This is a genomic window from Sphingomonas sp. Leaf231, assembly GCF_001421995.1.
GTDB lineage: Bacteria > Pseudomonadota > Alphaproteobacteria > Sphingomonadales > Sphingomonadaceae > Sphingomonas.
In genome coordinates, this window is the sequence record NZ_LMLS01000001.1 from 847110 (window position 1) to 858971 (window position 11862).

General features: G+C 66.3%; 11 protein-coding genes and 1 tRNA gene. 5 read left to right on the top strand and 7 right to left on the bottom strand.

The window, feature by feature from the left end; translation table 11 throughout:
- Nucleotides 1-194 precede the first annotated feature (194 nt).
- Both ASE95_RS04045 and ASE95_RS04050 read left to right on the top strand, forming a co-directional pair.
- Nucleotides 195-1754 (top strand): M1 family metallopeptidase, encoded by a 1560-nt coding sequence (locus tag ASE95_RS04045; RefSeq protein ID WP_443025430.1) that lies wholly within the window; start codon nt 195-197, stop codon nt 1752-1754.
- Nucleotides 1751-1990 carry a hypothetical protein gene (locus ASE95_RS04050; RefSeq protein ID WP_235528171.1) on the top strand — a complete coding sequence of 80 codons (240 nt, stop codon included), beginning with the start codon at nt 1751-1753 and terminating at the stop codon, nt 1988-1990. The genes ASE95_RS04045 and ASE95_RS04050 overlap by 4 nt, the downstream gene beginning before the upstream one ends.
- On the opposite strand, the gene ASE95_RS04055 is transcribed toward ASE95_RS04050, so the two are convergent.
- The 4 genes from ASE95_RS04055 to ASE95_RS04070 all read right to left on the bottom strand — a co-directional run bounded on the left by ASE95_RS04055 (nt 1963) and on the right by ASE95_RS04070 (nt 6810).
- A complete protein-coding gene (locus tag ASE95_RS04055) occupies nt 1963-3087 on the bottom strand; it encodes a calcium:proton antiporter (protein ID WP_056631741.1) in 1125 nt (374 codons plus the stop codon). The genes ASE95_RS04050 and ASE95_RS04055 overlap by 28 nt on opposite strands.
- 212 nt (nt 3088-3299) lie before the next feature.
- Nucleotides 3300-4565 carry an ATP-dependent Clp protease ATP-binding subunit ClpX gene (gene clpX, locus ASE95_RS04060; protein WP_056631744.1) on the bottom strand — a complete coding sequence of 422 codons (1266 nt, stop codon included), beginning with the start codon at nt 4563-4565 and terminating at the stop codon, nt 3300-3302.
- A gap of 378 nt (nt 4566-4943) precedes the next feature.
- Nucleotides 4944-5633: an ATP-dependent Clp endopeptidase proteolytic subunit ClpP gene (clpP, locus tag ASE95_RS04065; RefSeq protein ID WP_056631746.1), complete on the bottom strand. Its 690-nt coding sequence runs from the start codon at nt 5631-5633 to the stop codon at nt 4944-4946.
- Between the two features lie 130 nt (nt 5634-5763).
- Nucleotides 5764-6810 (bottom strand): glycosyltransferase family 2 protein, encoded by a 1047-nt coding sequence (locus tag ASE95_RS04070; RefSeq protein ID WP_082449968.1) that lies wholly within the window; start codon nt 6808-6810, stop codon nt 5764-5766.
- 80 nt (nt 6811-6890) lie between these two features.
- Between ASE95_RS04070 and ASE95_RS04075 the strand changes: the two genes are divergently transcribed.
- Nucleotides 6891-8426: a hypothetical protein gene (locus ASE95_RS04075; protein ID WP_156347869.1), complete on the top strand. Its 1536-nt coding sequence runs from the start codon at nt 6891-6893 to the stop codon at nt 8424-8426.
- A gap of 190 nt (nt 8427-8616) precedes the next feature.
- Here ASE95_RS04075 and tig read toward each other — a convergent pair whose 3' ends face one another.
- Both tig and ASE95_RS04085 read right to left on the bottom strand, forming a co-directional pair.
- Nucleotides 8617-10275 (bottom strand): trigger factor, encoded by a 1659-nt coding sequence (tig, locus tag ASE95_RS04080; RefSeq protein ID WP_056631752.1) that lies wholly within the window; start codon nt 10273-10275, stop codon nt 8617-8619.
- 57 nt (nt 10276-10332) lie between these two features.
- Nucleotides 10333-10417: transfer RNA gene (locus ASE95_RS04085), tRNA-Leu, on the bottom strand.
- Nucleotides 10418-10521: 104 nt separating this feature from the next.
- On the opposite strand from ASE95_RS04085, the gene ASE95_RS17995 reads away from it, so the two are divergent.
- Nucleotides 10522-10686 (top strand): hypothetical protein, encoded by a 165-nt coding sequence (locus tag ASE95_RS17995; protein ID WP_200918733.1) that lies wholly within the window; start codon nt 10522-10524, stop codon nt 10684-10686.
- 9 nt (nt 10687-10695) lie between these two features.
- Complete coding sequence (locus tag ASE95_RS04090) at nt 10696-10896, top strand: hypothetical protein (RefSeq protein WP_056631755.1); 201 nt, start codon at nt 10696-10698, stop codon at nt 10894-10896.
- Nucleotides 10897-10923: 27 nt separating this feature from the next.
- Here ASE95_RS04090 and ASE95_RS04095 read toward each other — a convergent pair whose 3' ends face one another.
- Nucleotides 10924-11793, bottom strand: coding sequence for a hypothetical protein (locus ASE95_RS04095; protein ID WP_056631758.1), 870 nt, complete (start codon nt 11791-11793; stop codon nt 10924-10926).
- Between the last annotated feature and the right edge of the window lie 69 nt (nt 11794-11862).

Here is an 11862-nt window from a genome sequence, read left to right on the forward strand (position 1 = left end):
CTCCGGTGCCGCCCGATGGGGGCGGTAAGTGTCGTTTATATGGTGCGTTGAGGCGCGGCATCAATCTCACGCTCGCGCTCTCCGTCCCAGGCTCGGTCATCGCTGCCCAGCTGCCGGTCAAGGGCGAGCCGCCGATCAGCGCGCAAACGCAGATCTCGGGCGGCGTCCGGGCGGACGGGCAGGACGATCTGGCGATGCGCGCCGCCGACCTGTCGTTTGCGCCCGACCCCGTCACGCGGCGGATGACGGCGCGGGCGACACTGGTGCTGGAGGCGAAGCGCGACGCGGCGCGGCTGACGCTCGATCTCGATTCGAACTACAACGTGCGGACGCTGGCGCTGAATGGACGGGCGACGCGGTTCACGCGGCTCGACGGGAAGATCGTGGTGATGCGTCCGCTGGCGAGCGGAAAGCGTGCGACGCTGACGATCGTCTATGACGGCGTGCCGCACGTCGCGCTGAATGCGCCTTGGGACGACGGAATGGTGTGGTCGCGGACTCCCGATGGACGCCCGTGGATCGCCAGCACCACCGAAGGCTATGGCTGCGACCTGTTGTGGCCGTGCCTCGATTTCCCCAGCGGCGAGCCGGAGGTCGCCACGCTCCATATCACCGCGCCCAAGGGGCTGAAGGCGCCATCGAACGGACGGCTGATCGGCGTCGACACGCTGCCGGACGGGCGGACGGTGTGGAACTGGCGGGCGCGCCAGCCCAATACCTACGCCATCGCAATCAACATCGGCCCGTACGAGGTCATCGAGGGTAGCTACCAAAGCCGCTTCGGCAACACGATCCCGCTACATTACTGGCACCTGCCGGGCGAGGGAGCGAAGGCGCGAACGCTGTTCGACGAGTTCGCGCCGACGCTCGATTTCTTCGAAAGCGTGATCGGACCCTATCCGTTCGCCGACGAGAAACTTGGCGTGGTCGAGACTCCGCACAAGGGCATGGAGCATCAGACGATCAACGCCTACGGCAACGATTATGCCAAGGCGCCGGAAGGATTCGATTGGCTGTTCCATCACGAATTCAGCCACGAATGGTTCGCCAACCAGCTGACCGCCGCCAATTGGGACGATTATTGGCTTCACGAGGGATTCGGCAGCTACATGCAGCCGTTATACGGACAGTGGCGCGAGGGCGAGGCGCGCTATGCGGTGATGATGGAGGCGCAGCGCAACCAGATCGTCAATCGCGCGCCGCTGGTCCGCGACCGGGTGCTGACCGAGGAAGAGGTCTACGAACCCGCCAGGGGCGGCGCGGGCACCGACATCTATTACAAGGGGTCGTGGACGCTCCACACGCTGCGCTGGCTGATCGGCGACGCGCGGTTCTTCGCGTCGGTTCGGCGGCTGGTCTATGGGCGGCGCGATCCGCAGCCCGGCAACTTCAGCCCGCGCTACGGCTCCACCCGCGAGTTCGAAGGGATCGTCCGCGAGGAAAGCGGGCAGGATCTGTCGTGGTTCTTCGACACCTATCTGCGCGATCGTGCGTTGCCCGAACTGACGATGACACGCGATGGCGGCACGTTGCGGCTGCGCTGGACGACGGAGGGCAGACGCGCCTTTCCAATGCCGGTCGAGCTGCGGATCGACGATGAAGTGCGACGGGTGGAGGTGCCCGCCGACGGCGCGACGATCACGGTGCCGGCCGCTGCCCACGTCGTGGTCGATCCGGCGGCGCGCATCCTGCGCCGATCGGTGGCGGTGGAGGACTATCAGGCATGGCAGACACAGCAACGAAGGGCACGATGACCCCCCGGATCGCGGAGATGGCCGCGATCTTCATGATCGGGGACGGATTGCTCGGGCTGACCCAGCCGGAACGCCATATCGCCTTGTGGCAGGACGGCGCGCTGGGTGCCGAACATACGGTGCGCCCCTTTGTGGGACGCCCCGGTCGCCGGAGGCTCTATGCGATCGTGCAGATCGCCGCCGGGCTGGCGCTGGCGGCGCGCCAGCGTCAGGGCACGACCGTCGTGAACAGGTAGACCGCGAAGATCACCAGATGCACCGCGCCCTGCAGCACGGTCGTCCGCCCGGTCCCGAGCGAGATCGTCGCGATGAACAGCGACAACGCGAGCAGGATGATCTTCATCGCGCTTAGCCCCAGCGCCAGCGGCAGGTCGAGCACCAGACTGACGATCGCGACCGCGGGGATGGTCAGCCCGATCGTCGCCAGCGCGGAGCCGAGTGCGAGGTTGAGGCTGGTCTGGATCCGGTTGCGCGACGCCGCCCGGTAGGCGGCAAGACTTTCGGGCGCGAGCACCAGTGCGGCGATGACCACGCCGACCACGGCAAGCGGCAACCCGGCACCGAGCACCGCTTCCTCGACGGTTTGCGACAGCGCCTTGGCGAGCAGCACCACCGCAACCAGCGCGACAAGCAACGTGCCGAGTGCAAGGCCGGTGGTCAGCCGCGACGGCATGGCGGCGTGGCCATCCTCGCCATCCTCCTCCGGCAGGAAATACTCGCGATGGCGCAACGTCTGCACCATCACGAACATGCCGTAGAGGAACAGGCTGACCACCGCGACCAGCACCAGTTGCGACGTCGCGTAATAGGGGCCGGGGGTCGTCAGCGTATAATTCGGCAACACCAGCGTCAGCACCGCCAGCGCGGCCAGCGTGCACAGCGCCGCGCTGACGCCGCGCAGCGTGAAGCGTTGCTCGCCATGCCGGACACCGCCGATCAGCAGACACAGCCCGATGATCCCGTTGAGGATAATCATGATGGCGGCGAACACCGTATCGCGCGCCAGGGCCGAGGCGTCGCCCGCGTCGGACAGCATCAGCGAGACGATCAGCGAAACTTCGATCACGGTGACGGCGATCGCCAGCACCAGGGTCCCGAACGGCTCCCCGACACGGTGGGCGACCACCTCGGCGTGGTGGACCGCCGCAAGCACACAACCGAACAGCACTATCGTCGCGCCGATCGTACCGGCCGCACCATACGTATAGAGCGAGAACAACACCGTCAGGATGCCGAGTGCCGGCAACCCCAACGTCCACAACGGCAGGTCGAGCCGGTGGAGCAGCGAGCGGCGAACGTCGGCGGGCGGCAGGGCGTCGTCTTCGATAGTCATGCGTTGGATCGGGCTCCCGTTTCCCGACCAATGCGCGAGCGACGGACACGATCCACGTCAAAGGCTCGCCACGTCGATGGCTTGACCTTGAACCACATGCGGCGGCGAACGGCGGAGCGCCATTTCCGTGGCGGGCGCGGTCCCGGTCGCCGCCGCCCCGATCCCGATCGGCAAGGAGCCGTCACCCGGTCACAGGTGACGGCTTCCGATCGTCAGGCGACTTCGCCGGCTTTCTTCTTTTCGGCATAGACGCGGACCGGGTCCTTACGACCCTCCACCACGTCCTTGTCGATCATCACTTCGTCCACCGAATCCATGCCGGGCAGGTCGAACATCGTGTCGAGCAGGATCGCCTCGAGGATCGATCGCAGGCCGCGTGCACCGGTCTTGCGCTCGATCGCCTTCTTGGCGACCGTGACCAGCGCATCGTCGGTGAAGCCGAGCTTGACCTCCTCCATCTCGAAAAGCTTCTGATATTGCTTGACCAGCGCGTTCTTCGGTTCGGACAGAATCTTGACCAGCGCCGGGATGTCGAGGTCCTCGAGCGTCGCGATCACCGGCAGACGTCCGACGAATTCGGGGATCAGGCCGAACTTGAGCAGATCCTCCGGCTCGGTCTGGCGCAGCACTTCTCCGGTGCGACGCTCCTCCGGGGTTGCGACATAGGCACCGAAGCCGATCGACTTGCCTTGCAGGCGATCGCCGATGATCTTCTCCAGCCCGCTGAACGCGCCGCCACAGATGAACAGGATGTTGGTCGTGTCGACCTGCAGGAACTCCTGCTGCGGATGCTTGCGCCCGCCCTGCGGCGGCACGCTGGCGGTGGTGCCCTCCATCAACTTGAGCAGCGCCTGCTGCACGCCTTCGCCGGAGACGTCGCGGGTGATCGACGGATTCTCGGCCTTCCGGCTGATCTTGTCGATTTCGTCGATATAGACGATGCCGCGCTGCGCACGCTCGACGTTGTAATCGGAGGCCTGCAACAGCTTCAGGATGATGTTCTCGACATCCTCGCCGACGTAGCCGGCCTCGGTCAGCGTCGTGGCATCGGCCATGGTGAACGGCACGTCGAGGATGCGCGCCAGCGTCTGCGCCAGCAGCGTCTTGCCGCAGCCGGTCGGGCCGACGAGCAGGATGTTGCTCTTCGCCAGTTCGACGTCCGCGCCCTTCGCGCCGTGGTTCAGCCGCTTGTAGTGATTGTGGACGGCCACCGACAGCACGCGCTTGGCCTGCTTCTGCCCGATGACGTAATCGTCGAGCACGTCGCAGATTTCCTGCGGCGACGGCACGCCGCCATCCTTCTTGGCGACCAGCGCCGACTTCGTCTCCTCGCGGATGATGTCGTTGCACAGTTCGACGCATTCGTCGCAGATGAAGACGGTTGGACCAGCGATCAGCTTGCGCACCTCGTGCTGCGACTTGCCGCAGAACGAGCAATAGAGAGTGCTCTTGCTATCGCCGCCACTAAGTTTCGTCATTCAGTCCATCCTTCGTCGCGGGCCGCCTGCCCGCCGTGTGCGCGGTGCAGCCTATCCCACCGCACCTTAACCAACAACGTACAAAGCGGGGCTTACGCCGTGGCCGATCCCGGTTCCGGCACCGCCCGCCATCGCGCATCGTGATCCGAGAATGTCATATCGAACCTTCGGAGGCCGGCTTCAAGGGTGGAGCGCCCGGCGAGCGCGCAGCCTGCTTCGACGGCGCCGACGCGCCACACGCGAATAGCGTCGGTCGGCCCGGCGGTCATCCGCTGCGGAGCGGACAGGATCGAGTTATGAGGAGCGGCAAATGCCCGGCCAGGATCGGACATCCGGAATGACGGCGCGGGCAAGCGACGCCCGCGCCGTCCGTCACGATCAGGCCGTCGCTCCGACGTCCTCGGTGGGTTGCGGACGCTTGTCGAACACTTCGTCGATCAGGCCGAACTCCTTGGCCTCATCCGCCGACATGAACTTGTCGCGGTCCATCGCACGCTCGATCTCCTCAAGCGAGCGCCCGGTGTAGCGGGCGTACAATTCGTTCAGGCGGTGCCGGATGCGCAGGATTTCACGCGCCTGGATCTCGATATCGCTGGCCATGCCCTGCGCACCGCCCGACGGCTGGTGGATCATGATCCGGCTGTTGGTGAGCGCGACGCGCATCCCGGGTTCGCCCGATGCCAGCAGGAAGCTGCCCATCGAAGCGGCCTGACCGATGCAGACCGTGCCGACGCGCGGGCGGATATATTGCATCGTGTCGTGGATCGCCATGCCCGCCGTGACGACACCGCCCGGCGAGTTGATGTACATGTAAATGTCCTTCTTCGGATTTTCCGATTCCAGGAACAGCAGCTGCGCGGTGATGAGGCTGGCCATCCCATCCTCCACCCCGCCGGTCACGAACACGATCCGTTCGCGCAACAGGCGCGAGAAGATGTCGAACGAACGCTCGCCACGGTTCGACTGCTCAATAACGATCGGCACCAAGCCGGCTTGCGTCTGCTGCATACCCAGCCCGGCGTTCGCCAGCTTGCCCGCGAAATCGCCGGTGTCGAACGGATTGTGCATGAAAAACTCTCTTCTCGGCTTTGGGAACGTCCGCAACATCGGTGCTCAGGCGAAACGGTTCAAGCCCCCATGCGACCCGTGCGGGCGAGCGGCAGCGCGACTCGTGGAAGTTGACAAAGCTCACATCACGTCACCCTTGCGATCCCTCCTGCAGCAGGCCGGGCGTCGGCCCCGCCCCTACCGCATGATCTGCGCCCCCCGCCGCCATCGTGCCACGGTCCGCCGCCTGTAGGACAGCCGCCGCGCCGGGGGCGGGATGTGCGAGATAGGCGAGCCGCCGCACCTCGCGCCGGCCATGGACCACCGTATCGAGAATCAAGCCGGCGAAGACGCACAATGCCGCCAGGATGATCAGCCCGGTCGTCAGGATGGCGGTGGGCACGCGCGGCACCAGCCCGGTTTCCACATAGGTCACCACCAGCGGGCCGGCCAGCACCACCGCCAGCAGCGCCAGCACCATCCCCAGCCCGCCGAAGAACCACAACGGTCGCTCGATCCGGTAAAGGGTACCGATCGTCCCCAGAATACGCCAGCCGTCGCGATAGGTGCTGAGTTTCGATACCGATCCCTCCGGACGCGCGAAATAGGGTGTCTCGATCTCCCCCACGGGCATCTTCAGTTCCAGCGCATGGACGCTGATCTCGGTCTCGATCTCGAAGCCCACCGACAGCACGGGGAAGCTTTTGACGAAGCGGCGCGAAAACACGCGATAGCCGGTCAGGATATCGGTGAAGCTGCGTCCGAACAGCCGCGTCAGCATGCCGGTCAGCATCGCATTGCCCAGCCGGTGGCCGCGCCGGTACGCCGCCGCGGCCTCGCCGATCCGGCAGCCGACGACCATGTCGAGTTGTTCGTCCAGCATCCGCGCAACCAGCGCGGGCGCGGCACTGGCGTCGTAGGTCGCATCGCCATCGGCCATGACGTAGAGGTCGGCGTCGATGTCGGCGAACATCCGCCGCACCACGGCGCCCTTGCCCTGAATACGCTCGGTCCGCACCACCGCGCCGGCAGCGCGCGCCACCTCAACGGTGCGGTCCCGGCTGTTGTTGTCGTAAACGTAGATCGTCGCGTCCGGCAGCGCGGCGCGAAAGCCCGCGATCGTCTGCGCGATCGCCGCTTCCTCGTTGTAGCACGGCAGCAGCACGGCCACCGACGGCCGTTTCCCAATTCGAACCATCATGTCACCCCCCGGCGGCCGCGAACGCTCGCCCTGGCGCTCTTATGTGCTAAAGCCTTTAAAATCGAGGGAACCTTACATTGAAGCGTGATGATCCGGAACCGGTCCTGACAAGGATGGCGGCGCGACAGCTTACGTTGTTGCTGCTCGCTCCGTTGCTGTTGTGGCCAGCGTTCGTCAATGGCGGCGCCTTTTTCTTTCCGGACACCTCGTCCTACATCCGCACCATCGATGCGCTGGCGGTGCGCGTGCTGAACCGGCCGAGCGACTGGACGTCGAGCCGGACACTACGGGTCGCGGCACCTTCCACCCGCCCGGCCCCGGCCGCTGCAACGGCCGTTACGGCCGCCGGTCCCTTCCAGCCGATGGGGCCGCCGGTGTTGGCGGGGCGATCGCCCTTTTACGGTGCGCTGACCTATCTTGGCGTCCTGGCCGGCAGTTTCTGGGTCGTGATCGCCATTCAGGCGCTGGCCGCGATGATGGTGGTGATCGGCGTCGTCCGGCATGCCGTCTCTCCCGCGCGTCACACCGCCTTCGCCGCGGCAGTCGCCGGCGCGGTCGCCGTGACGATGGTGACGCCGCTGCCCTTCTATGCCGCGATGCTGACGCCGGATGCGTTCGCAGGTCTGGCGATCGTCGCCGCCGCCACGCTGCTGGTCGGGTGGCGACGGGAGACGCGCATCGGGCGGATCGGGTGGATGGCGCTGATCGCCTTCGGTGCGCTGACGCATAGCGCGACGATGCTGATCCTGCTGGCGATCGTCACCGTCGCGGCGCTGTTCCGGCTGCTGCGCCACCCCAACGTACCGGCGCGCGCGGCGATCGCCGGGATCGTCGCGGCGGCGCTGGTCGGACTGGCCGGCGAAATGGCCAGTTCGGCGGTCGTCGAGCGGATGACCGGCCATCCGCCGGTGCGACCGCCGTTCATCACTGCGCGGCTGACCGCCGATGGGGTGGGGACCGATTATCTGCGCGAGCATTGCGGGACGGAGCGTTGGGTGCTGTGCCGTTTTCTCGATCGCCTGCCTTCGCCCAGCGACAGTTTTCTGTGGAGCCCCTACGCCTGGGACGGCGTCTTCATGACCATCCCGGCCAGCGACGCGCGGGCACTGTCGCGCGAGCAGATGCCATTCGTGCTGGCGGTGCTGCGCGACCGCCCGGGCGAGGTGATACAATCGTCGGCGGCGGCGATTCTGGAGCAGGCGCGGCAGGTCGGCCTGAGTGAATTCCACTACACGCCCGAGGAATATGGCGGCTTCGTCGAGCGCATGCCGCCGAACCTGGCCGCGCAGCTGCGCGAAACCGGCGCGTTCCGCCGCACGATACCGCTAGGCGTGGTCGTCGCGCTGGCGTGGCCGTTGCTGATCGCCAGCATCGCGGCGTTCATATGGGCATACCGCCAGCCCGACCTGCGTCGCCATGCCATGCTGGGCGCGTGGGTGCTGTTCGGCTGGGCGATCAACATCGCCGTCTGCGGCGCATTGTCGACGCCGCACGATCGCTACAACATGCGGGTCATCTGGATGTTGCCGCTGATCGCGACGGTGATTGCCGCCGCCGCGCTGGCGCGTCCGCGGCGTGACACGACGATCGTCGCTTTGCCCGCCGGGGCCTGAGCCGACCGGTCCGTTCGTTGCCGCGAACCGTCGAACCCGCGCAGCACGAACGGCGCGCGCCCGCACCATAACGAAGAAGGCGTCGCCGACCGGGAGGTGATCCCCGTCGACGACGCCTTCGGTCGTAACGCCAGTCCTGGCCGGCGGAAGCGCACCCGCGCCCCCGCCCCGGCAGGTCAGCCCCGGCAGGTCAGGCGGCGGGCTTCTTCGCACGCGGCTTCTTGGCCGGTGCGGCATCCGCTGCCTGCGTTCCCTCGGCGGACTCGGCGGCCTCGGGGGATGCCTCGGCAACCTGCGTCTCCGCTTCGACCGGCGCAGCCGCCTTCTTCACGCGCGGCTTCTTCGCCGGCGCGGTTTCGGCCCCGCCTACCTCATCGGCAGGCGCATCCTTGGCAGCCGACTTCTTCGCGGGCTTCGCAGCGGCATCGCCGCCCTCGCCGCCGCTCGCGCCCTTCTTGCCGCGCGCCTGCTTGGGCTTGTGGTTGTCGTGATCGTGGCTGTGCGTGCCGGTAGCGAAGCCGTCTTCGCTCTCGATCGCGGCTTCCAGCTCTTCCTTGGTCGTCTCGCGATCGGTGATCTCGGCCTTGTCGAACAGGAAGTCGACGACCTTGTCCTCGTACAGCGGCGCGCGCAGCTGGGCGGCGGCCATCGGGTCCTGCTGCACGTACTGGATGAAGCGCTGGCGATCGTCCGGGCCGTATTGCTGCGCGGCCTGCATCATCAGGCGCTGCATTTCCTGCTGCGTCACCTCGACGCCATTGGCCTGACCGATCTCGCTGAGCAACAGGCCGAGACGCACACGACGCTCCGCAATCTTGCGATAATCGTCGCGCTCCTTCTCCATCTCGTCGAGCGCGGCCTGCGGATCGGGCTCGTGCGTCGCTTCGTGCTGAAGCTGCTGCCAGATCTGGTTGAACTCGGCCTCGACCATCGACGGCGGCACTTCGAAATCATGCCCTTCGGCCAGCTGGTCGAGCAGCTTGCGCTTCATATAAGTACGCGTCAGGCCGTTGTTTTCCTGCTCGAACTGGCCCTTGACCAGACCCTTGAGCTGCTCGAGGCTTTCCAGCCCGAGGCTCTTGGCCATCTCGTCGTCGATCTGGCTCTCACCGGCGGTCTTCACCGCCTTGATCGTCAGGTCGAAGGTCGCGTCCTGACCCGCCAGTTCCTTGGCACCGTAATCCTCGGGGAAGCTGACCTTGATCTGACGCTCCTCGCCGGCCTTCGCGCCGACGACCTGCTCCTCGAAGCCCGGGATGAGGCGGCCCGCGCCCAACTCGACATCCATATCGGTGCCGGTGCCGCCGTCGAACGCAACGCCGTCCATCGTCTTGCCGACGAAATCCATCGTCACCTGATCGCCGGTTTCCGCCGCCTTGTCACCGGCGTCTTCCCAACGCTTGGCACCATCGGCGAAGCGCTTCAGCTGCTCCTCGATCGCCGATTCGTCGACCGGCACGGTCAGACGCTCCAGCTTCAGCCCCTCGATCGCGGGAGCCGGCACCTGCGGCAGCACCTCCAGCTCGATCTTCAGCTCGGCATCCTTGCCCGACTCGTAGCCCTCGCCCAGCTCGACAGTCGGCTGCATGGCGGGTCGCAGCTGCTGCTCGGCGATCAGCGCCTGGATACCCTCCTGGATCGACGTGTTCAGCGCGTCCTGCTCGATCGCCGGACCGTGCATCTTGCGCACCAGGTTGGTCGGCACCTTACCGGGCCGGAAGCCCGGCATCTTGATCTGCGGCGCAACGCGCTTCAGCTCCGCATCGACCCGCTTGGCGATGTCGCCCGCGGAGATGGTCAGGGTGTAGGCGCGCTTCAGGCCCTCGTTCAACGTCTCGACAGTCTGCATTGGCCGCTTTCGTCAGGAGAATTTTGTTAGTGGTGGCCACCCCGCTGACGCGGGGACTGGTGCGGGCGAAGGGAATCGAACCCCCACATCTTGCGATACCAGAACCTAAATCTGGCGCGTCTACCAGTTCCGCCACGCCCGCTAGTCGGACACCGCCGGTCGGCGGCATCTATACCGCGTTGCGCCCAGGAGCAAGCGGGCAACCCGCATCGTTGCGGCGCGTTAGGAAGGAAAGGAGAAAATACGATGGCCACCAACCCCGGAGACATCCCGGCCGACGTGCCGCAGCCGAGCCAGCCGGTCACGCCGGATGCCCCCCCGCCGGAAATCAATCCGCCGGGTCACGACATCGATGTGCCCGCACCCGGCGCACCTTCGGGTGACCCCGCCCCGGTCAATCCCAGCATCTGAGAGGCGAACATGACCGAAAATACGATCGATCCGACACCGAACCGCGACGATGATCGCCCCGACATCCAGCAGGCGGTCGAGGCGCGCAGCGACGCGGTGAAGCGCGGCGAAGGCGGCAAGGAGCCGCCGCGCTTCACCGACGCCGGCGCCTTCGACGGCAACAGCGGCACCGGCGGGGAGGTGAAGAACCAGGATCTGACGCAGCAATAGCGGTTCCCACCCCCGGAGGCGCGCTCGTCAGTCGCCGACGGCGAAGTCGAACACACGGGCGGTCATCACGCCGCCGGAATACATGCCGGACCCCGATCCGGCCGACATCGAATACAGAAATCCGTATTCGCCCGGCGCCAGATCGGCGTCGGGACGAACACGGAACACCCCGGGCGCGACGCGATCGTAGCTGAACGCGATGCGGTCCTTGTCCATGACGCCGGTCTTGGAGCCGGCGATATTGAAGCTGCCGACCCGCGCTTCGCGACGGTTCTGCTTCACGTCGAACCGGATCAGACTGAATTCGTTCGGCGAGGTGGTGGTCACCGTCGGTCCGGCCAGGAACGATCCCGTGTTCGCTCCGTGCGAAAGGCTGCTGTTCGCTTCGTCGAAGTAGAAAAAGAACTCCGGGCGCGGTTGCTGGCCGCGGATGCGCGCGCGCGCATTCGGGACCACCGACTTCATCTTGATCGAGGCGATGCCGCCGGTCATCATATAGCCCAGCATGCCGCCGGTCTTGGTCTGATTGGCGGTGGTCGGGTCGATCCGTGCCATCTGCGCGGTGTCGCCGGTTCCCTTCAGCAGGTAGATCCCCGCCGGATGGGGCACCCGCCAGTCGGGCGAATCGATCGACGAAGCGGAAGCGGCACCCGCCGCATTGCCGCCGGCGGCCAGCATCGCCGCAATGACGGCGGACGACACCCCCTGCTGCTTCAGGGCGATGATCTGGTCGGTGGACAAATCGAACTGACCGGGCGTCGCCTTGATCTTCGCGAGGACCGCCTCATCCCCCAGTCCCGCCTTCACCAAGGTGATCACCGTGGCATTGGTCAAGGTTTCGGCCGACGCAGCGGCCGGCAGCGCGCACGCAAGCAGCGCCGCAAGCAAGCGATTCATGATGTTAGTCCCCCCTCGCCGTCAACGGACGGCGGGGGGAAGCTAGCGAGCGTTGGCCCGGACGCAAGC

Excerpts from the sequence above, each read along its gene's own strand:
- ASE95_RS04045 (WP_443025430.1), top strand. The coding sequence starts at position 195 with ATGCGCGCCGCCGACCTGTCGTTTGCGCCCGACCCCGTCACGCGGCGG.
- ASE95_RS04050 (WP_235528171.1), top strand. The coding sequence starts at position 1,751 with ATGACCCCCCGGATCGCGGAGATGGCCGCGATCTTCATGATCGGGGAC.
- ASE95_RS04055 (WP_056631741.1), bottom strand. The coding sequence starts at position 3,087 with ATGACTATCGAAGACGACGCCCTGCCGCCCGCCGACGTTCGCCGCTCG.
- clpX (WP_056631744.1), bottom strand. The coding sequence starts at position 4,565 with ATGACGAAACTTAGTGGCGGCGATAGCAAGAGCACTCTCTATTGCTCG.
- clpP (WP_056631746.1), bottom strand. The coding sequence starts at position 5,633 with ATGCACAATCCGTTCGACACCGGCGATTTCGCGGGCAAGCTGGCGAAC.
- ASE95_RS04070 (WP_082449968.1), bottom strand. The coding sequence starts at position 6,810 with ATGGTTCGAATTGGGAAACGGCCGTCGGTGGCCGTGCTGCTGCCGTGC.
- tig (WP_056631752.1), bottom strand. The coding sequence starts at position 10,275 with ATGCAGACTGTCGAGACGTTGAACGAGGGCCTGAAGCGCGCCTACACC.
- ASE95_RS17995 (WP_200918733.1), top strand. The coding sequence starts at position 10,522 with ATGGCCACCAACCCCGGAGACATCCCGGCCGACGTGCCGCAGCCGAGC.
- ASE95_RS04090 (WP_056631755.1), top strand. The coding sequence starts at position 10,696 with ATGACCGAAAATACGATCGATCCGACACCGAACCGCGACGATGATCGC.
- ASE95_RS04095 (WP_056631758.1), bottom strand. The coding sequence starts at position 11,793 with ATGAATCGCTTGCTTGCGGCGCTGCTTGCGTGCGCGCTGCCGGCCGCT.